Origin of the sequence: Pseudomonas sp. GL-RE-26 (assembly GCF_019956275.1) — a bacterium.
Taxonomy (GTDB): domain Bacteria; phylum Pseudomonadota; class Gammaproteobacteria; order Pseudomonadales; family Pseudomonadaceae; genus Aquipseudomonas; species Aquipseudomonas grandcourensis.
Window position 1 is genome coordinate 45,804 of record NZ_JAHBDI010000066.1, and the last position, 19,760, is coordinate 65,563.

Consider the following 19,760-nt stretch of genomic DNA (forward strand, 5'->3'; position numbering starts at 1 on the left):
GTTAAGCTGCGCAACGGATGAGCACCCGTAAAGACATTGCGCTGCACGCAGTCCAGTCGTTTTTGCAGATGCCCATTCACGGAAGGTGAATGTGACCCGAGTGTCCCGTCCAGCTTCACCCACCTGTCACCCTGTTTCCTCTGCCCGAGAATCAGGAACGGGGTGACGGGTAGCCCCGAACAGGGGTTTTGCACGCGACGCTTCCATCAATAACAAGCCCAAGCGGAGTACCACAGATGGCGTTCTTCACCGCAGCCAGCAAAGCCGACTTCCAGCACCAACTGCAAGCGGCACTGGCGCAGCACATCAGTGAACAGGCACTGCCACAAGTGGCGCTGTTCGCTGAACAATTCTTCGGCATCATTTCCCTTGACGAGCTGACCCAGCGTCGGTTGTCCGACCTCGCTGGCTGCACCCTTTCTGCATGGCGCTTGCTTGAGCGCTTTGATCACGCGCAGCCGCAAGTGCGCGTCTACAACCCCGATTACGAACGCCACGGCTGGCAGTCGACCCACACCGCGGTCGAAGTGCTGCACCACGACTTGCCTTTCCTGGTGGACTCGGTGCGTACCGAGCTGAACCGCCGCGGCTATAGCATCCATACCCTGCAAACCACCGTGCTGAGCGTTCGTCGTGGCAGCAAGGGCGAGTTGCTGGAAATCCTGCCTAAAGGCTCCCAGGGCGACGACATTCTGCAAGAGTCGCTGATGTACCTGGAAATCGACCGCTGCGCCAACACCGCCGAGCTCAATGTGCTGAGCAAAGAGCTGGAGCAGGTGCTCGGTGAAGTCCGTGTGGCCGTCGGCGATTTCGAGCCGATGAAGGCCAAGGTCCAGGAAATCCTGACCAAGCTGGACAACAGCCAGTTCGCCGTCGATGGCGACGAGAAGAGCGAAATCAAGAGCTTCCTGGAATGGCTGGTGGGCAACCACTTCACCTTCCTCGGTTATGAAGAGTTCGTGGTCAGCGATGAAGCCGATGGCGGCCATATCGTCTACGACAAGGACTCCTTCCTCGGCCTGACCAAGCTGCTGCGTGCCGGCCTGACCTACGATGACCTGCGCATCGAAGACTACGCCGTGAACTACCTGCGCGAACCGACCCTGCTGTCGTTTGCCAAGGCTTCGCACCCAAGCCGTGTCCACCGTCCGGCTTACCCGGATTTCGTGTCGATCCGTGAAGTTGACGCCGACGGCAAGGTCGTCAAGGAATGCCGTTTCATGGGCCTGTACACCTCGTCGGTGTATGGCGAGAGCGTGCGGGTGATCCCGTACATCCGCCGCAAGGTCGAGGAAATCGAACACCGTTCAGGCTTCCAGGCCAAGGCTCACTTGGGCAAGGAACTGGCACAGGTGCTCGAAGTGCTGCCGCGCGACGATCTGTTCCAGACCCCGGTGGACGAGCTGTTCAGCACCGTGATGTCGATCGTGCAGATCCAGGAACGCAACAAGATTCGCGTGTTCCTGCGCAAAGACCCGTACGGCCGTTTCTGCTACTGCCTGGCCTACGTGCCGCGTGACATCTATTCCACCGAAGTGCGCCAGAAGATCCAGCAAGTGCTGATGGATCGCCTGAAAGCCTCGGACTGCGAGTTCTGGACCTTCTTCTCCGAGTCCGTGCTGGCCCGCGTGCAGCTGATCCTGCGCGTCGACCCGAAAAACCGCCTCGACATCGACCCGCTGCTGCTGGAAAAAGAAGTGGTGCAGGCCTGCCGCAGCTGGCAGGACGACTACGCCGCGCTGACCGTTGAAAGCTTCGGTGAAGCCCACGGCACCAACGTGCTGGCCGATTTCCCGAAAGGCTTCCCGGCCGGTTACCGCGAGCGTTTCGCAGCCCACTCGGCTGTGGTCGACATGCAGCACCTGCTGAGCCTCAACGAAAAAAATCCGCTGGTGATGAGCTTCTATCAGCCGCTGGGCCAGGTGTCCGGCCAGCGCATGCTGCATTGCAAGCTGTACCACGCTGACACCCCGCTGGCGCTGTCCGACGTCCTGCCGATCCTGGAAAACCTCGGCCTGCGTGTGCTGGGTGAGTTCCCGTATCGCCTGCGCCACAACAGTGGCCGCGAGTTCTGGATTCACGATTTCGCGTTCACCGCTGCCGAAGGCCTGGAGCTCGACATCCAGCAACTCAACGACACGCTGCAGGACGCCTTTGTCCACATCGTGCGTGGCGAAGCCGAGAACGACGCGTTCAACCGTCTGGTACTGACCGCCGGTCTGCCATGGCGCGACGTTGCACTGCTGCGTGCCTACGCCCGCTACATGAAGCAGATTCGTCTGGGCTTCGATCTGGGCTACATCGCCAGCACCCTGAACAACCACACCGACATCGCTCGCGAGTTGACCCGGTTGTTCAAGACTCGCTTCTACCTGGCGCGCAAGCTGACCGGCGACGATCTGGACGACATGCAGCAACGCCTGGAACACGCGATCCTCAGCGCCCTGGACGACGTCCAGGTACTGAACGAAGACCGCATCCTGCGTCGCTACCTGGACCTGATCAAGGCCACCCTGCGCACCAACTTCTACCAGACCGACGCCAACGGCCATAACAAGTCGTACTTCAGCTTCAAGTTCAACCCGCACTTGATCCCTGAACTGCCGAAGCCGGTACCGAAGTTCGAAATCTTCGTTTACTCGCCGCGCGTCGAAGGTGTGCACCTGCGTTTCGGCAACGTGGCTCGTGGCGGCCTGCGCTGGTCCGACCGTGAAGAAGACTTCCGTACCGAAGTCCTGGGCCTGGTAAAAGCCCAGCAAGTGAAGAACTCGGTGATCGTGCCGGTGGGTGCGAAGGGCGGTTTCCTGCCGCGCCGCCTGCCACTGGGCGGCAGTCGTGACGAGATCGCGGCCGAGGGCATCGCTTGCTACCGCATCTTCATTTCGGGCCTGTTGGACATCACCGACAACCTGAAAGACGGCGCCCTGGTGCCACCGGCCAACGTCGTGCGTCATGACCACGATGACCCGTACCTGGTAGTGGCCGCGGACAAGGGCACTGCGACCTTCTCCGACATCGCCAACGGCATCGCCATCGAGTACGGCTTCTGGCTGGGTGACGCGTTTGCGTCCGGTGGTTCGGCCGGTTACGACCACAAGAAGATGGGCATCACCGCCAAGGGCGCGTGGGTCGGCGTACAGCGCCACTTCCGCGAGCGCGGCATCAATGTCCAGGAAGACAACATCACTGTGGTGGGTGTCGGCGACATGGCCGGTGACGTGTTCGGTAACGGCTTGCTGATGTCCGACAAGCTGCAACTGGTCGCAGCGTTCAACCACCTGCACATCTTCATCGACCCGAACCCTGAGCCGGCGTCGAGCTTCGCCGAGCGTCAGCGCCTGTTCGACCTGCCGCGTTCAGCCTGGTCGGACTACGACACCAGCCTGATGTCCGAAGGTGGCGGCATCTTCTCCCGTAGCGCGAAAAGCATTGCGATTTCCCCGCAAATGCAGGAACGCTTCGACATCTCGGCCGACAAGCTGACCCCGACCGAACTGCTGAACGCCTTGCTCAAGGCACCGGTGGATCTGCTGTGGAACGGCGGTATCGGTACTTACGTCAAGGCCAGCACTGAAAGCCACGCCGATGTCGGCGACAAGGCCAACGATGCACTGCGCGTGAACGGCAACGAACTGCGCTGCAAAGTCGTGGGCGAGGGCGGTAACCTGGGCATGACCCAACTGGGTCGCGTCGAGTTCGGTCTCAATGGCGGTGGTTCCAACACCGACTTCATCGACAACGCCGGCGGCGTTGACTGTTCCGACCACGAAGTGAACATCAAGATCCTGCTGAACGAAGTGGTTCAGGCCGGCGACATGACTGACAAGCAACGTAACCAGTTGCTGGCGAGCATGACCGACGAAGTCGGTGGTCTGGTGCTGGGCAACAACTACAAGCAGACTCAGGCCCTGTCCCTGGCAGCCCGTCGCGCCTTGCCGCGGATTGCCGAATACAAGCGCCTGATGAACGACCTGGAAGGCCGTGGCAAGCTGGATCGCGCCATCGAGTTCCTGCCGGCCGAAGATGCAATCAACGAGCGCATCGCGGCAGGCCATGGCCTGACCCGTGCCGAGCTGTCGGTGCTGATCTCGTACAGCAAGATCGACCTCAAGGAGCAACTGCTGGGCTCCCTGGTGCCGGACGACGACTACCTGACCCGCGACATGGAAACCGCTTTCCCGCCAACGCTGGTGAGCAAGTTCTCCGCGGCCATGCGTCGTCACCGTCTGAAGCGCGAAATCGTCAGCACCCAGATCGCCAACGATCTGGTCAACCACATGGGCATCACTTTCGTTCAGCGACTCAAAGAGTCGACCGGCATGAGCCCGGCGAACGTAGCCGGCGCTTATGTGATCGTGCGTGACATTTTCCATCTCCCGCACTGGTTCCGTCAGATCGAGAACCTGGACTACCAGGTCTCCGCCGACGTGCAACTGGAGCTGATGGATGAGCTGATGCGTCTGGGGCGTCGCGCTACGCGCTGGTTCCTGCGTGCCCGTCGCAACGAGCAGAACGCTGCCCGTGACGTCGCGCACTTCGGTCCGCATCTGAAGGAGTTGGGCCTCAAGCTCGACGAGCTGCTCAGTGGCGAGATCCGCGAAAACTGGCAGGCCCGTTACCAGGCATACGTCGCAGCCGGTGTTCCGGAGCTGCTGGCGCGCATGGTGGCTGGCACCTCGCACCTGTACACCCTGTTGCCGATCATCGAGGCCTCCGACGTGACCGGCCAGGACCCGGCGGACGTGGCCAAGGCGTACTTCGCCGTGGGCAGCGCGCTGGACATCACCTGGTACCTGGCGCAGATCAGCGCTCTGCCGGTTGAAAACAACTGGCAGGCCCTGGCCCGTGAAGCGTTCCGCGATGACGTCGACTGGCAGCAACGCGCGATCACCATCTCGGTCCTGCAACAGGGCGACGGCACCCAGGACGTGGAAGCACGGCTCTCCCTGTGGATGGCGCAGAACGAAAGCATGATCGAGCGCTGGCGTGCCATGCTGGTGGAAATCCGTGCCGCCAGCGGCACTGACTACGCCATGTACGCGGTGGCCAACCGCGAACTGCTTGACCTGGCGTTGAGCGGTCAATCGGTAGTGCCTGCCGCTGTCGCCGTCGAGCTGGAACCAGCTGCCTGATCAGGCGTTGAATGAAAAAGCCCCGCATTGAAAGATGCGGGGCTTTTTTTTGTTCAAGAGGTAGCGATTGGTTTGAATACACGTCGATACATCAAGGATAAGGTGTCGAGAGTCTCGGTGAGACTGTATGCCTCTCGAGGATATTTAACTGGAATTTCACAATGTCTCCTGCACGGTCAGTAAAAGTAGAGTAGCGGTGGGTGTAGCTGTCCGTGCCCCCGTTTATTTGTTTCCTGATTATTCCTGCATTGCGAGCTTTCAAGTAAACAGTCGATGTGTCAGAGCTCAAATCATCGAGGGTGATGATGTTGTGATCAGCATCCAGCAAGTTGAATGACGCGGTGTTCGCTCCAGCGGGCGGAAGGGCAAGCAGACAACCCTCGTCGTTTCTGCTGATGTATTGTTGATAATAAGGGTTGCTGACTATTTTCATATTGTAATGGTCGTCGTAGCACTCGAAATGTACAACCACGGTGTTTTTGGTTCGGATGGAATACGCAACGCGAACCATTTTGTTAGTGGATGGGTCAAGAACGAATACGGGTGGACGATAGTCGCTTTGAGCTGTAAGGATTTGTTTCAGTATCGGTTCTCTATTGAAAAGCTTGTGTGGCTTGAATTCCTGAAGAAAAGTAATGGGGCTGCCACCGCAAGTAAGGCGTGCGATAAATGAGCGTTTTTCACCTGTGTTCATAAATAGTCCTTTATTTAATGTGTTGCATTCCCTAGGTGGACGCCCAGAATATCGCCAGTCAGATCGATCGCGCTGTAGTTAATTGTTTCGTGTGTTTTCGCAGCGCTATTTCGTGAACCTGCAATTACATTGATGTGGTCAGCCCCGTCGTTTGAAGAACAAGGCTGATCACCATAAATGTGCGCTCAGAAGGTCTTGCGGTTTGTTGCGGTTTCGGTTGACGAAAGGTTGTTTGTCGGGTGGGTCATCATACTGTTGAGCGACTGGTCAAACTTCTGCAATGCCCGTACCTGCACATTCTGTTGCTCGTTGATATCGGCAACGATCTCTTCGCTGCGCTTGTAGTCGGCCCATACCGGACTCAGCGCTTTGCCGTCATGACCTTGTGCAGTCCCGATGTAGTTGAAGTTGCGATCATAGAAGTCCGCGCTGACTTTGGACTCGACATCCGAACTGCGTGAGGTGATCAATTGGCTGCGGCTGTCGACGATGGCCACCACATCCGGTTTCGCGGCCTTGAGGCTTTGCATGTCCGGGTAAACCGTCACTGAACCAAACTGGCGTTGCAGCGAGGCCTTGACCCAGTCCACCGCCAGGTCGGGTTTCGAGGTGGCGACATAGGCATCGTGAATCGGTTGTACCAGCAGGCTCTGGCCGAAACCGGTGCCGGCGTTGGCCTGGTAGTCCTGAAGATAGGCACGGTTGGCCTGGGTGTTGCGGCTGTACACGACGCCCAGCGACACCTGGCTGCCGTTGGGGATGCGGGTCGCGTTGCTGCGGCCCACCGGTTCGGTGAAGACTCCGTCCAGTGAAGACACCGCGGTAGGTGCGGTAGGAATCGAACAGCCAGCCAGGAGAGCGGTCATCGTCAACGTACTGACAAGCGCAAGTTTCATGGTGTTTCTCCAGTGAAACAACTTGGTCGAAAGTTGAAGTTGCCGGCGATGTGCCGACGGAGACTCAAGACTAAACCCTGGATGATTAATTTAAATAGCCAATGTCCGCACTTGTCAGGCGACCAATAGTTTTGTTTGGTTTAAACGTCTTCGGTTAATTGCGTGAGGAAATAAAAAGGCCCGAATTCGCGATTCGAGCCTTTTTATTTATAGCTGTACGTTCAGCCATCAGTGTTCCAGTGGGATCAACACCTTCTGGTCGGGGGCCAATACCATGAACACCAGCAACTTGGCCGGCTGGGTTGCGCTGGCGTTTTTCGACACCATGTGTTCCGAACCCGCCGGCTCATACCAGAACTCTCCGGGCTTGTAGGTTTTCGCTGGCTGGCCCTTCACCTGGGAGGTGATTTCTCCGGAAAGGACATAGGCCATGGTGGTGCCGTCGTGTTTGTGGGCGATGGAAGACTGACCGGGTTGGTAATCGACTTCGATCATCATCGCTTTTTGGCCAGGGACGTTCTTCAGCATTTCGTCCTGCAAAACGGTGACCTTTTCCGAAGGATCATGGGCAAAGGCCGATGCCGACACAGTCAGGGCCAGGGCAGCGAGGGGGGCAGCACAGAAACGCAACACGTTCATGGTTCTTTACCTGCGGTGGGTTAGTTGTCGAAAACAACAGTAGTCCGCAAGCAGTAGAGGTTAAACAGCCAATATTCTGGAAGGCGAGGGGACCAATTGCAGAAGGGCCAATGGAGAAAAAAAGATGGTGAGGGAGCAAGCTCCCTCGCCACAGGAAATGGTTAAACGATCGGAAAACTGTTGAAGTCCACGGCATTGGCCAACTGGCTATCGATCAGGCTGATAAAGCCCTGGACTTCCGGGCAGTTGAAATGCGATCGCATGGCCGCTTCCGATTGCCAGTGGGCGCTGACGGTCCAGCGATTGGTGTCCTCGGGGCAGCGGTCGACCATATAGGATTCACAGCCAGGAAGTTCACGCAGGGTTTCGACAATCTTCTGCAGTTGCTTACCCAGTTCATCCGAGCGGCCGGCGGCGGCCTGCACCTGTACGGTATTGATCACTTCATGGGACATTGCTCACACTCCTGAATCAGGTCGGACGAATCCTGCTCATTGAGGGATAACGCCTATGCAGGATAGGCCCGGCCCCCGGGACCGCCAATAGCCAATTGCCAGATAAAACCGCAGGCCAATCCGTCAGGCCACCTGCTGCAGGATGTCGCGCAAACGGTCCAGGGCGATGTCGATGTCGAGGGTTTCGATGGCGCCAAAACCGAAGAAAAGCCCGGCCTTTGGCGCTTGCTGATAGAAAAAGCTGTCGATGGCATAGAGCCCGACTTCGACTTTTTTCGCCAGTTCGATCACCAATGGAATATCCATCGGCACTTTGCACATCACCACCATGTGGAATCCGGCGGTGGACGGCACCGCCTCCAGCCAGGGCGAAAGATCGCCCGCCATCCGCATCAGGATCCGTTCGCGGCGCCCGGCATAGACCGTATGGCAGCGCCGGATGTGCTTGAGCAGGCAGCCTTCGGCGATGAACTTGGCCAGCGCCCATTGTGGCAGGGTCGAAGTGTGCAGGTCGGTGAGCTGTTTGGCGCGTACCACGGCCTCGAGGATCGCTGGCGGCAGGATCCCATAGCCGAGCCGCAGTTCCGGCAACAGGGTTTTGGAGAACGTCCCGACGTAGGCAACGATCCCCCGTTCATCCATGCTCTGCAGGGAATCGGTGGGGCGGCCTTCATAGCGGAACTCGCTGTCGTAGTCGTCCTCGATGATGATCGCACCCAGCTCATGGGCCTTGGCCAGCAGCGCTTCCCGGCGCGCCTGGCTCATGGGCATGCCCAGCGGGAACTGGTGCGACGGGGTGACATAGATCAGGCGAGTGCCGCGAGGAATCTGGTCCACCACAATGCCTTCGGCGTCCACTGGCACGCCAATCACCGTGGCGCCGTGGGTGCCGAACAGCAGGCGCGCCGGCGGGTAGCCGGGGTCTTCCATGGCGACCAGGCTGCCCGGACTGATCAGCACCCGGGCAATCAGGTCCAGCGCCTGTTGCGCGCCGTTGCACACCACCACATCCTCATCCTGACAATTGACCCCGCGGGAGAACGCGATGTGCTGCGCAATGGCGTTACGCAGCGCCGGCAAGCCCTCGGGCAAGCTGTATAAGCCCTTGGAACTGGAAATCTGGCGCAGTGCATGGGAGGTGCAGCGCCGCCAGTCATCCTGGGGAAACTGGCCCTTGCTGGTGGCGCCACCAATGAAGTCGTAGCGCAGCGAGCCTTCCAGGGTCGGATGACGCAGAAACACCGGAAGGTTGCGCCAGGACTCGATCACCTCGAAGCCGCCCAGCTCGGTATGGCTCTGTTTACGCTGCACCTTCGACGAGCGCGCGTTGACGTAGGTACCTTTGCCGACCACCCCGGTGAGGAAGTTTTCGTAGGTCAGCTGGGCGTAGGTGTCGGAAATGGTCTTGCGCGAAATACCCAGTTGTTCGGCCAGCAAGCGGCTGGGCGGCAGTTGCGTTCCGGCGGTCAGGCGACCGGACTCGATGGCGCTGCGCAGTTGGTTGTACAGCTGGCCGGCCAGGTCCTTGCGGCCGTTGATGACAACATGTAGTTCCATACCGGCGAGGCTCCGGGGTTGTTGAGGCGCGTGTGCGTCGCGCAAGATTACCCTTATCCGCTCGTGGTACAGAAGTTGTGCAGTGGAAAAACCGTCGATTGGTCTGGTGGCGGTGGTCCCCGGGGAAATCGCCCGATTGGATCTGTCATGCCTGCGCGCCAGCGACTACCGTGAAGTTCACCTAACGGTTGCACGAGATCGATCCATGAACCCCCGTCTGGATTACTACAGCGCGTCCCCCAAGGCGATGAAAGCCATGATCGCCATGGAGGCCCTGACCAGCAGCCTGAGCATCGAGCAGGGCCTGCTGCACCTGATCAAGATTCGTGCTTCGCAGCTCAATGGCTGCGCCTTTTGCACCGACATGCACTCGGTGGATGCACGGCGCCTGGGCGAAAGCGACCGGCGTCTGTATTCCATTGTGGTTTGGCGCGACAGCAACTTTTTCAATCCCCGGGAAAGAGCAGCGCTGGCCTGGACCGAGGCGGTCACGTTGCTCTCCGAAGGCCATGTGCCGGACGATGTCTACGCGCAAACCCGGGAGCAGTTCAACGCAAGCGAAATGGTCGACCTGACCATCGCCGTCACCACCATCAACAGCTGGAATCGCCTGGCCGTGAGCTTCCGGCAGACACCCAGCGCCTGAGTCATTGTCACAGCAGCTTCATGAACGATCCGCAGGATGCACCTGTCAGTGTCAGATCGACAGGGAGTCCTCAATGTCATTCATGGAAGCCAGCACCCACCAGGGGGCTGCGGAGTATCGTGTCGCTTTCGATAAAAACGCGTCCTGGCGCCAGTTGGCGGCGGCTATCGACCCCGAACTGGCGCTGTGTTTCACCGTCAGCGCCCGTTGCGGTTGCTTCATGCAGGCCGCCCGCAGTCTCAACATCAAGGCCACCCGCCTGCGCAGGCAACTGGTACTGCTTGAAACGCAACTCCAGTGTTCGCTGTTCAACCATTCTGACAATGGTTTCAGCCTCAGCCGCGACGGCTTGCGCTTGCACGCCCAATTGATCGCCCTGGCCCATGAGCGCAATTTTCCGGTGATCCAGCAGCCGTTGATTCGCCTGGCCGTGGCGGATTCGATCCTGCATGACATTCTCGGACGTGACCTGGTTGCATTGCTGCGGCGCAACGCCAGCGTGCGCCTGGACATCATGACCCTCGACAGCGAATTGGCATTGCAGGCGGTCAGCGCCGACGTGGTGGTGTGGCTGGGCGAGAGCGGATCGCCGTTACCGGGGCCGAGCTTTGTCACCACAGAACCCCTGTGTCTGGCGCAGCTGGAATACCTGCCGCATATTGCCAAGCGCTACTCGCGGGTTGCTTCCAGGCCGGAATGCCTGGACGAACTGGCCGATTTTCTCCTGGTGCAATGGCGGCAGGACTGTCAGGTTGAGAGCTTCCGGCCATGGAATGCACTGGTGGATCAACGCTTGGCCGGGGCGGTGCAACTGCAATCCTACGGGCTGATGCTGGAGATGATCCGATGCAGTGCCTGCATCGGCCTGTTGCCGCACTACATGAGCCATTTCGACCGTGGGCTGATTGCCTTGCCGGGGCTGTTTGAACAGCCAATGCGGCGTCAGGTGTGGATGGCGGTCAACGCCCATTCCGGGGACGACGTGCAGGTACGGATGATCGTCGAGTTGATTGAAAACACCTTCAGCGAGCGCCGGGAATGGTTCGAAAGCTGAGCGCGATCAAAATGTGGTTCTCGCCACACTGGAAGGTAGCGTTATAGAGTGAACGGCCATGTCTGCTTCAAGGATGATTCACCCATGCCAGCCACCGAACCCGTTATCACCCTCGAACGCTTCAACGAATCCCACATCGAAGGCATTACGGCGCTGTACAACGATCCCGCAATCGCCCGTCAAACCCTGCAAATGCCGTTTCAGTCCACCGAACTCTGGCGAAATCGCCTGGCGCTGGATAACGAACGCCTGGTGAAAGTGGTGGCCCTGCATCAAGGCACGGTCGTCGGCAATATTGGCCTGGAGCAGTTCTCACGCATTCGTCGCAGCCATGCCGGCAGTTTCGGCATGGGCGTTGCGGTGGCGTGGCAGGGTAAGGGCGTGGGCTCGAAGTTGCTTGCGACGGCGCTGGATATCGCCGACAACTGGATGAATCTGCAGCGCATCGAGCTGTCGGTGTATGCCGACAACGAAGCGGCCATTGCCCTGTACCGCAAGTTCGGCTTCGAAACCGAGGGCCTGTTCCGTGATTACGCCGTGCGTGACGGCGTATTGGTGGACACCTTGAGCATGGCGCGCCTGCGTCGCCCGCCCAAGGGCAGGGTGCTGTGATCAGGCGAGTGTCCCGTGGATCCGCATTTCGATCTCTCAGAAAATGTCGAATGCATCTCTCTGACCCCCAGCCAGTACCGTTCGCGCTTTTAGTCGTACGCTGGCAACGCGCATCTGCCATTCTGAAACTCCGCAGTACTGCTTCAACCAAAGGACCACCGCAATGGACGACGTACAGCAACTGGGCGAGATGCTTCGTCACTACGCAGAAAGCGAAGCGCACAAGAAACAGCTGTTCGAGTCGCAATCGGCACAATGGGTAGCGCGCATCGCTGGACTGTTCGATCAAATCCAGCAGTGGCTGGAACCGGTCAAGGCGCCTAACCTGCTCGAAGTGAACCGCGAAGTGTATGTCGCGTTGGGGCCGAGTGTTCCGGTGGAGACCTCTCCATTCAAGACCGAAAAGCTCAGCATCCTGATCGCTGGCAAACCGGTGGAGTTCGTGCCGGAGGTGATGGGTGTCGGCGGGCAGATTTCCGTGTCGGTGATGGGCTTTACAGCAGCACGTTATGGCAGCGTGTCACTGGTGTGCCTGCCGCCATCCACTAGCTGGCAGTGGCGCAAGACCAATGGCTTGAAAGACCCGGACACTTTTGAGTTCGATGCAAACTTCCTGGCGCAACAACTGCAAAGCCTGATTCCCCGGGAGCGTACCTGAAATCTCGACATACAACCCTGTGGGAGCGAGCTTGCTCCCACAGTCATCGGTGCTACATCAAATATCGAGGGTTCCCCAATCCGGATTCGCCTCTTCCGGCGGCAGTGTTCTAACGGTTTTCCCGGTCGCCAATTCCACCCGTCGCGCCACTTCCGGGTCATCCGCAAACGGGATCAGGCTCGCATCGTCCAGGCTCTCGGCGGTCTGGTGGTGCAGACAATACTCGATGGCGAACCACAAAAATGCCACACCCAGAATGTTCAATATGACTTCAATCATCAGGCTAACCGCGCCTCGCGTTCGGCCATCGCCACGTCCGTTACCTGCACCGTGCGCCACACGTTGTAGGCCATCAGCAGCATGCCGCTGAGGAAGAACACCCCGCCGGCAAAGCGCACGACGAATCCCGGATGGCTGGCCTGCAAGGCTTCGACGAAGGAGTAGGTCAGCGTGCCGTCATCGTTGATCGCGCGCCACATCAGACCCTGGGTGATGCCGTTGACCCACATCGAGGCGATGTACAGCACGGTGCCGATGGTCGCCAGCCAAAAGTGCAGGTTGATCAGCGGCGTGCTGTGCATCTGATCGCGTCCGAATACCTTCGGCACCATGTGATAGGTCGCACCGAAGGTAATCATCGCCACCCAGCCCAGCGCCCCGGCGTGCACGTGGCCGATGGTCCAGTCGGTATAGTGGGAGAGGGCGTTGACGGTCTTGATCGCCATCATCGGCCCTTCGAAGGTCGACATGCCGTAGAAGGCCAGGGACAGCACCAGGAAACGCAGGATCGGGTCGGTGCGCAACTTATGCCAGGCACCGGACAGGGTCATCATACCGTTGATCATCCCGCCCCAACTCGGCGCCAGCAGGATCAGCGACATGGCCATGCCCAGCGACTGCGCCCAGTCCGGCAGCGCGGTGTAGTGCAAGTGGTGCGGGCCGGCCCAGATGTACAGGGTGATCAGCGCCCAGAAGTGCACAATTGACAGGCGATAGGAATACACCGGCCGGCCCGCCTGTTTCGGCACGAAGTAATACATCATCCCGAGGAAACCGGTGGTGAGGAAAAAGCCCACGGCGTTGTGCCCGTACCACCATTGCACCATGGCGTCGGTGGCCCCGGAATACACCGGATAGGACTTGAACCAGCCGACTGGAATCGACAGGTGATTGACCACGTGCAGCATGGCGATGACCACGATGAATGCACCGAAGAACCAGTTGCCGACGTAGATGTGTCTGGTCTTGCGTTGCACTACGGTAGTGAAAAACACCACGGCGTATGCAATCCAGACCACGGTCATCCACACCGCGCCGGTGAATTCGATTTCGGCGTACTCCTTGGTGGTGGTGTAGCCCAGCGGCAGGGTGATCAGCATCACCACAATCACCGACTGCCAGCCCCAGAACGTGAAGCCGGCGAGTGTGTCCGAGAACAGCCGCACCTGGCAGGTACGCTGCACCGCGTAATAGCTGGCGGCGAATTGTGCGCTGCCGGCGAAACCGAAAATCACCAGGCTGGTGTGCAGCGGGCGCAAGCGGCCGAAGGTGGTCCACGGCAGGTCCAGGTTCATCTGCGGCCACACCAGTTGCGAGGCGATCCACACGCCCATCGCCATTCCCACGACGCCCCAGATCACGGTTGCCACGATGAATTGGCGGACGACCTTGTAGTTATAGGCCTGTCCGATAGTTGTTGTGCTCATGATCGATGCTTCCACGGTTGCAATGACGTGCACTGTAAAAACCGTGGCGAAAACAAAACAGGCTCAGGAATATTTCATTTATGCGGATCAGATAAGTTGCAATGCTGCGGCGATCTTGCGCGCTCTGATACGGTTTTTAACGATTCAGGTGAATCTGTAACACGCTGCACCGCTGGCGCATAGTCGCTCTTGTGAACGAGCCACAGAGCCCGATGCCCCGCAATCCTGATGAGGTAGCTATGTATCAATACGATGATTACGATCGGGCACTGGTGCTCGAACGGGTTGCGCAGTTTCGCGATCAGGTCGAGCGCTTCATGGCCGGTGAGCTGAACGAAGAAGAGTTCCTGCCGTTGCGCCTGCAGAACGGCCTGTACATGCAAAAGCACGCCTACATGCTGCGGGTGGCGATTCCCTACGGCACGCTGAGTGCCCGGCAGATGCGTACGTTGGCGAGCATCGCCCGGGATTACGATCGCGGCTACGGCCATTTCACCACCCGGCAGAACATGCAGTTCAACTGGATCGAACTGGCTCAGGTGCCGGACATCCTCGAACGCCTGGCCGAGGTGGAAATGCATGCGATCCAGACCTCCGGCAACTGCGTGCGCAACATCACCACCGAAGCCTTTGCCGGGGTTGCGGCCGACGAAATGATTGACCCGCGACCGTTGGCGGAAATTCTGCGGCAGTGGTCGACCATCAACCCGGAATTCCTGTTCCTGCCGCGCAAGTTCAAGATCGCCATCTGCTCGGCCGAGCAGGACCGCGCGGCGATCATGATGCATGACATCGGCCTTTATCTTTACCCAGGCTCCGAAGGACACATGCTCCTGCGAGTCATGGTGGGTGGCGGTCTGGGGCGCACGCCGATCCTCGGCTTGCAGATCCGCGAAGGCTTGCCGTGGCAGCACCTGCTGTCTTACGTAGAGGCGGTGCTGCGGGTGTATAACCGCCATGGCCGGCGGGACAACAAGTACAAGGCGCGAATCAAGATCCTGGTCAAAGCCTTGGGCATCGAGGCCTTCGCCCGGGAAGTGGAGCAAGAGTGGCAGTTCCTCAAGGACGGCCCGGCGCAACTGACCCTTGACGAGTTCGAGCGTGTGGCCAGTGCGTTCGTCGCACCGCCATATCGTGATCTGTCCGACACCCATCTCGATTTCGGCACGCACCTGGCCGAAAACCCGGCGTTCGCTCGTTGGGTGCAGCGTAACGTGCAGCCGCACAAAATATCGGGCTATGCCAGCGTGGTGTTGTCGACCAAGCCCGGCAGCGCTGCGCCACCGGGCGATGTCACTACCGGACAGATGGAGGCGGTGGCCGAGTGGTCCGAACGCTTCGGCTTCGGTGAAATCCGCATTGCCCATGAGCAGAATATCGTCCTTCCTGACGTGTCCAAGGCCGATCTGTTCACCCTGTGGCGCCTGGCCTGCGGACACAATCTGGGCAGTGCCAACGCCGGATTGCTCACCGACATCATCGCCTGCCCCGGTGGCGACTTCTGCGCGCTGGCCAATGCCAAGTCGATCCCCATCGCCAAGGCTATTGCCGCACGCTTCGAAGACCTCGACTACCTGCACGACCTGGGCGACATCAGCCTCAATATCTCCGGCTGCATGAATGCCTGCGGTCACCATCACATCGGCAACATCGGCATTCTGGGGGTCGATAAGAACGGTGCCGAGTGGTACCAGATCACCCTCGGCGGCGCCCAGGGCAAGCACAGCGCGTTGGGCAAGGTCATTGGCCCGTCCTTCAGCGCCGCCGAAGTGCCCGAGGTGATCGAGCGCATCATCGACACCTTCGTGCGTTATCGCGAGAGCGAAGAACTGTTCGTCGACGCTTTCCAACGGATCGGGCTAGAGCCGTTCAAGGAGGCGGTATATGCGAAAGTGCTGGAGGTGTCGGCATGAACAATCTGTTGCGGTTGGAAGAGGGCATGGCGCGGATTGTCGCGGATGATCCGTGGAAGCTCGTGCGCGACCCGCAAGCACCGCTGCCCGTGGGTGCCGCGATTCTGCCGCTGAGCCGCTGGCTGGAAAACCCGTCGCAAAGCGGCGTGTGGCTGGGGCCGGACGATGAAGTGGAAAGCCTTCAGCCATGGTTTGCCCAACTGCCTTTGATCGCCCTGGATTTTCCGAGCTTTCGCGATGGCCGCGGGTACAGTCAGGCGTATCTGCTGCGCACGCGATTGGGCTGGGCCGGCGAGTTGCGCGCCATCGGCGATGTTTTGCGCGATCAACTCAGCCACATGCGCCAATGCGGTTTCGACAGCTTTGCCGTGCGTGAAGACAAATCCGCAGAAGATGCATTGAAGGGATTGGCGGGGATGAGCGTGTTGTACGGGCGTTCGGTGATTGAGCCGCGGCCGTTGTTTCGTCGCAGAGGCTAGCTGACCAGCAAAAGGGCGCATCCCGAACGGCGGAATGCGCCGGGTGCTGTCAGTTGATGCGAACCAGCGTCGCGCGCTCGATTGGCGACAGCTGATCGATTTCCAGCAGTGTCAGGTTTTTTGGTGCTTCGCCGGCCACCGGACTGCCGAGGTTACCCTCGGCGCCTTCAGGAAGTTTGTACATTGCGCCGGTCAGTGGATCGACTACCAGCATGCCGATCAACCCGCCAAGCAGGATGTTGCCCCAGTACCAGCCGCTCATGCTGGTTTCCAGCGTGGTGCTGCTATCGGCATATCCTTCTTTTTTGAAGGTGACGGTGTAGGTCTCGCCCTTGAAGTAACCACGACCGGAAGGCAGTGTCACGGTGTTGGGCGTGGAGCCGTTATGTACGACGACACCGGCTTTGTTGGTAATGGTGAAGTTGGCGCCGCTAGGCGTGCTCGATACGTTCACCGGGTATTTGCTGTCACCGACGATGCTTGCACAGCCCGAAGTCAGGAGTGCTGTGGTCAGGGCTGTAACGGTGAACAGCTTGCGGAGAGCTTCCATGGTTGATCCTTGCGACCGGTCATTGCCGTCATTGGCCGAGGCGTGCTTCATGTCGCCTCGAAATGTAATGGGGGAGAGGTTTTTCAAGCGCCGCGAACCTTATCACTAGTGGCGTAGTGATATCACCAAGAATATAAGGGGTTCGCATTGTTTGCTGACCGATACAGGGCAAACGGGGAAGGGGCATGCCTGGGATGGGCGTTGCTCACACGGCCGTCATCGCGGGCACGCCCGCTCGCACAGGGTTAGCGTCGTACACAGATTCTGTCGACGACGCTAACCCTGTGCGAGCAGGATTGACCGTGAAGGGGCGTCCGGTTCAGCCCCGATCATTTCAACGCCGGATCCCCCATGTTCATTTTCTTCCAGCCCTGCAACAGCACTTGCGCCTTGGGCTCCTGGCCGTTGTCCAGGTAGTACTGGATCAACGACAAGCGGGCATTGCGGTTGGCTGGCTGTTCTTTCAATAGCCGTTCCAGCTCTGCGCACGCCTGGTCAATCTTGCCGCTGTCATGCAGGGCCACCGCCAGCACATAACCGAACTGTCCGCTCTGTGGCTCCAGTTGCGCAGCCTTGCGCAGGTACGGCATGGCTTGGGCGGCCTGGCCCGCACGAATCAGTGCCAGGCCTTGGGTGTGTTGCAGCAGGCCCGAGTCGGGGTGGTCCTTGAGGCTTTGCGCCAGCAGGGCATGGGCTTCCTGGCTGCGACCGTTGGCCTCCAGCCATTGCACCAGGGTGACCAGCGCCGGGTAGAAGTCCGGATCGCGCTGCAGGGAGGTACGCAGCAAAGCTTCGACTTCTGCGCTGCGGCCATTGGCCTGATAGAGCATGGCCAGGTTCAGGTTGGCCTCGGCGCGCTCGGCCAGGTTCTTTTGCACCGCCTCGTATTCGGCGATGGCGGCATTCCAGTTGTCCTGGGCGCTACCCAGACCATTGCGTGCCACGCTGAGCAAGTCCCGGGCGACGGCGATGCGCACGGCCCGCACCGGGTCGCTCAGCAATGGCGTGAGCAATGGCGCACGCTCCGCTGGCGGCAGGAACGCACTGACCGCTCGTACCGCGCTCTCGCGGACCTGCGGCGCCGGGTTGCCCAGGTCCTTGGTGGCCAGTTTCAATGCCTGTTCGCTTGGGTACGCCGGCAGTTCGGCCAGCAGCGTCGCCCGTTGAATCGCCGGCAGGTTGCTGCGTTGCAATTGCTCGAACAAGGCCTCGGCGGCGCCGGCCTGACCGTTGCGAATCAGCCACAGGCTTTCGTCGTAGCGCGGGGCTTGTACCGCGCTGGCGTTGGCGGTGTTCCACAGCTTGAACTGCTCGGTGACCTTGTCGCCGGCCTTGCCCTGGTGGCAGGTCAGGCAGGCGTCAGGCGTCCCCAGTTTTTTCGCCCGCTCGGGGTTGGGGATGCTGAAGCTGTGGTCATGGCGGAAGTCGTTGCCCATGTAGAACTTGCCGGGCATGTGGCAATCCACGCACTGCGAGCCCGGTTGGCCCATGGTGTGGCGAGTGTGTTCGACGGAATCGTAGTTTTTCGCTTGCAGGCCTTTACCGTCGACACCTTCCACAGTGGTTTTGCCGGCGGTGTTGTGGCATTGCAGGCAAACGCCGTTACCGGGGGCCTTCAACTGAGTGCTATGGGGGTTGTGGCAGTTGCTGCAACGCACGCCCTTGTCGAACATTTTGCTCTGGGCAAAGGAGCCGTGTTCGAACACTTCATCCTTGATCTTGCCGTCCAGCGCGTACAGTTCGCGGGTCAGGACGCTCGGCAGGTAGTCGTCCATCAGCCGCTTGCCGACCGTGTAGCCATCGTCCAGGGGCGCGCGGCGCGAGTGGCAGCGGGCGCAGGTTTCGATTTCGACGGTGGCGTTCTTGTCCTTGAGGTCGACGGCAAAGCCGGCATGGATCAGGTCGGTTTTCTTCGCGGTCCACTCCAGGTGATTGGACGCCGGACCATGGCAGGCCTGGCAGCCGACACCGAGGCTGTTCCAGTGACTGTCAAAGGTGTTTTTCGCCGCATCGAAATTGCGCTTGTAACCGGTGGTGTGGCACTCGACGCACATGAAGTTGGCGTTCTGGCTCGGCTTGCTCCAGTGCAGCGGGTTCTTGAAGGTCACGCCCTGGCCCGGATAGAGGTGAAACCAGCGGTGCTTCTCGGTATCCCAGGCCACGGCGAGGGCCTGCAAGCGGCCTTCGCCGACCTCGATCAGGTATTGCTGCAAGGGGGCGATGCCAAAGGTGTAGGCGACCTTGAAATCGGCGTTCTTGCCATCGATTCCGGGCGTGTTGACCCAGAATTCGTCGCCTTTGCGCGAGAACACCGTGGTCTCTTTCTCGGCCTTGAAGGTGACGTTGTTGAAGTCGCCGAGCAGGGTGTCCGCGTTGGCTTGCTGCATCGCCAGTTGGTGATGGGAGCCTTGCCAGTCCTTGACCTGCTCGCCGTGGCAGCCCTGGCATTGTTGCTCATCGACCATTTTCGCAGGCGCGACAGCGACCTGTTGCGGTTTGGCCGGTTGCACGGCAGGGGCGCTGACGGGGACTGGCTTGGGCGTCGTCGGTGTGCTGCCCAGCAAAAACCAGCCGATGCCCGCCACGGCCAGCAGCAGGATGCCGATGGTGACAGGGAACAGGTAGCGGTTGATCAGGGTCGGTTGCGAATCAGGGTTTGGGGTTGCAGCTTTATTTTTATGTTTCGGCATTACGACTTCCATGGTCCAGGTGCGTTTGCCTTGCGGCGCGCGATGAAGCTTGATGCAGCTTTGTCGGATGGTCGGCGTC

The 19,760-nt window shown here is 59.6% G+C and carries 16 protein-coding genes; 7 read left to right on the forward strand and 9 right to left on the reverse strand.

From position 1 onward, the window contains the following. Positions 1-236 precede the first annotated feature (236 nt). The gene (locus tag KGB07_RS25740; protein WP_223466945.1) at positions 237-5,132 is read left to right on the forward strand and encodes an NAD-glutamate dehydrogenase; all 4,896 of its coding nucleotides are present in this window, start codon (positions 237-239) and stop codon (positions 5,130-5,132) included. 91 nt (positions 5,133-5,223) lie between these two features. On the opposite strand, the gene KGB07_RS25745 is transcribed toward KGB07_RS25740, so the two are convergent. The 5 genes from KGB07_RS25745 to KGB07_RS25765 all read right to left on the reverse strand — a co-directional run bounded on the left by KGB07_RS25745 (position 5,224) and on the right by KGB07_RS25765 (position 9,373). After that, positions 5,224-5,826, reverse strand: a complete 603-nt coding sequence (locus tag KGB07_RS25745) for a hypothetical protein (protein ID WP_223466947.1) — start codon at positions 5,824-5,826, stop codon at positions 5,224-5,226. A 185-nt stretch (positions 5,827-6,011) separates the two neighbouring features. Beyond that, positions 6,012-6,722 (reverse strand): hypothetical protein, encoded by a 711-nt coding sequence (locus KGB07_RS25750; protein ID WP_046037163.1) that lies wholly within the window; start codon positions 6,720-6,722, stop codon positions 6,012-6,014. 228 nt (positions 6,723-6,950) lie between these two features. Beyond that, positions 6,951-7,361 (reverse strand): cupin domain-containing protein, encoded by a 411-nt coding sequence (locus KGB07_RS25755; protein WP_223466948.1) that lies wholly within the window; start codon positions 7,359-7,361, stop codon positions 6,951-6,953. A 161-nt stretch (positions 7,362-7,522) separates the two neighbouring features. Beyond that, on the reverse strand, positions 7,523-7,816 hold the full coding sequence (locus KGB07_RS25760) for a putative quinol monooxygenase (RefSeq protein ID WP_046037161.1): 294 nt from the start codon (positions 7,814-7,816) through the stop codon (positions 7,523-7,525). Positions 7,817-7,939: 123 nt separating this feature from the next. Beyond that, positions 7,940-9,373 carry a PLP-dependent aminotransferase family protein gene (locus tag KGB07_RS25765; RefSeq protein ID WP_223466949.1) on the reverse strand — a complete coding sequence of 478 codons (1,434 nt, stop codon included), beginning with the start codon at positions 9,371-9,373 and terminating at the stop codon, positions 7,940-7,942. Between the two features lie 205 nt (positions 9,374-9,578). Here KGB07_RS25765 and KGB07_RS25770 point away from each other — a divergent pair, with 205 nt between their 5' ends. From KGB07_RS25770 to KGB07_RS25785, 4 genes are all read left to right on the forward strand, one after another. Then, positions 9,579-10,019 carry a carboxymuconolactone decarboxylase family protein gene (locus tag KGB07_RS25770; protein WP_223466950.1) on the forward strand — a complete coding sequence of 147 codons (441 nt, stop codon included), beginning with the start codon at positions 9,579-9,581 and terminating at the stop codon, positions 10,017-10,019. Positions 10,020-10,092: 73 nt separating this feature from the next. Then, positions 10,093-11,073 (forward strand): LysR family transcriptional regulator, encoded by a 981-nt coding sequence (locus KGB07_RS25775; RefSeq protein ID WP_223466951.1) that lies wholly within the window; start codon positions 10,093-10,095, stop codon positions 11,071-11,073. Positions 11,074-11,157: 84 nt separating this feature from the next. Next, positions 11,158-11,685: a GNAT family N-acetyltransferase gene (locus KGB07_RS25780; RefSeq protein WP_046037157.1), complete on the forward strand. Its 528-nt coding sequence runs from the start codon at positions 11,158-11,160 to the stop codon at positions 11,683-11,685. A 163-nt stretch (positions 11,686-11,848) separates the two neighbouring features. Then, complete coding sequence (locus KGB07_RS25785) at positions 11,849-12,343, forward strand: hypothetical protein (protein WP_046037156.1); 495 nt, start codon at positions 11,849-11,851, stop codon at positions 12,341-12,343. 57 nt (positions 12,344-12,400) lie between these two features. On the opposite strand, the gene KGB07_RS25790 is transcribed toward KGB07_RS25785, so the two are convergent. Both KGB07_RS25790 and ccoN read right to left on the reverse strand, forming a co-directional pair. Further along, positions 12,401-12,622, reverse strand: coding sequence for a hypothetical protein (locus KGB07_RS25790; protein ID WP_046037155.1), 222 nt, complete (start codon positions 12,620-12,622; stop codon positions 12,401-12,403). Next, positions 12,622-14,049 (reverse strand): cytochrome-c oxidase, cbb3-type subunit I, encoded by a 1,428-nt coding sequence (ccoN, locus tag KGB07_RS25795; RefSeq protein WP_223466952.1) that lies wholly within the window; start codon positions 14,047-14,049, stop codon positions 12,622-12,624. The genes KGB07_RS25790 and ccoN overlap by 1 nt, the downstream gene beginning before the upstream one ends. A gap of 239 nt (positions 14,050-14,288) precedes the next feature. On the opposite strand from ccoN, the gene KGB07_RS25800 reads away from it, so the two are divergent. Then, a complete protein-coding gene (locus KGB07_RS25800) occupies positions 14,289-15,962 on the forward strand; it encodes a nitrite/sulfite reductase (protein ID WP_046037153.1) in 1,674 nt (557 codons plus the stop codon). Beyond that, the gene (locus KGB07_RS25805) at positions 15,959-16,441 is read left to right on the forward strand and encodes a DUF934 domain-containing protein (protein WP_046037152.1); all 483 of its coding nucleotides are present in this window, start codon (positions 15,959-15,961) and stop codon (positions 16,439-16,441) included. Before KGB07_RS25800 ends, KGB07_RS25805 begins: the two co-directional genes overlap by 4 nt. 49 nt (positions 16,442-16,490) lie before the next feature. Here the strand turns inward: KGB07_RS25805 and KGB07_RS25810 are convergent, their stop codons facing one another. Next, positions 16,491-16,991, reverse strand: coding sequence for a hypothetical protein (locus KGB07_RS25810; protein ID WP_223466953.1), 501 nt, complete (start codon positions 16,989-16,991; stop codon positions 16,491-16,493). A gap of 329 nt (positions 16,992-17,320) precedes the next feature. Continuing rightward, positions 17,321-19,681, reverse strand: coding sequence for a tetratricopeptide repeat protein (locus KGB07_RS25815; protein ID WP_223466954.1), 2,361 nt, complete (start codon positions 19,679-19,681; stop codon positions 17,321-17,323). Positions 19,682-19,760 lie beyond the last annotated feature (79 nt).

Coding starts and splice junctions, on each gene's coding strand:
- KGB07_RS25770 (WP_223466950.1), top strand. CDS start 9,579: ATGAACCCCCGTCTGGATTACTACAGCGCGTCCCCCAAGGCGATGAAA.
- KGB07_RS25805 (WP_046037152.1), top strand. CDS start 15,959: ATGAACAATCTGTTGCGGTTGGAAGAGGGCATGGCGCGGATTGTCGCG.
- KGB07_RS25785 (WP_046037156.1), top strand. CDS start 11,849: ATGGACGACGTACAGCAACTGGGCGAGATGCTTCGTCACTACGCAGAA.
- KGB07_RS25810 (WP_223466953.1), bottom strand. CDS start 16,991: ATGGAAGCTCTCCGCAAGCTGTTCACCGTTACAGCCCTGACCACAGCA.
- KGB07_RS25775 (WP_223466951.1), top strand. CDS start 10,093: ATGTCATTCATGGAAGCCAGCACCCACCAGGGGGCTGCGGAGTATCGT.
- KGB07_RS25750 (WP_046037163.1), bottom strand. CDS start 6,722: ATGAAACTTGCGCTTGTCAGTACGTTGACGATGACCGCTCTCCTGGCT.
- KGB07_RS25790 (WP_046037155.1), bottom strand. CDS start 12,622: ATGATTGAAGTCATATTGAACATTCTGGGTGTGGCATTTTTGTGGTTC.
- KGB07_RS25760 (WP_046037161.1), bottom strand. CDS start 7,816: ATGTCCCATGAAGTGATCAATACCGTACAGGTGCAGGCCGCCGCCGGC.
- KGB07_RS25745 (WP_223466947.1), bottom strand. CDS start 5,826: ATGAACACAGGTGAAAAACGCTCATTTATCGCACGCCTTACTTGCGGT.
- KGB07_RS25780 (WP_046037157.1), top strand. CDS start 11,158: ATGCCAGCCACCGAACCCGTTATCACCCTCGAACGCTTCAACGAATCC.
- KGB07_RS25740 (WP_223466945.1), top strand. CDS start 237: ATGGCGTTCTTCACCGCAGCCAGCAAAGCCGACTTCCAGCACCAACTG.
- ccoN (WP_223466952.1), bottom strand. CDS start 14,049: ATGAGCACAACAACTATCGGACAGGCCTATAACTACAAGGTCGTCCGC.
- KGB07_RS25800 (WP_046037153.1), top strand. CDS start 14,289: ATGTATCAATACGATGATTACGATCGGGCACTGGTGCTCGAACGGGTT.
- KGB07_RS25765 (WP_223466949.1), bottom strand. CDS start 9,373: ATGGAACTACATGTTGTCATCAACGGCCGCAAGGACCTGGCCGGCCAG.
- KGB07_RS25815 (WP_223466954.1), bottom strand. CDS start 19,681: ATGCCGAAACATAAAAATAAAGCTGCAACCCCAAACCCTGATTCGCAA.
- KGB07_RS25755 (WP_223466948.1), bottom strand. CDS start 7,361: ATGAACGTGTTGCGTTTCTGTGCTGCCCCCCTCGCTGCCCTGGCCCTG.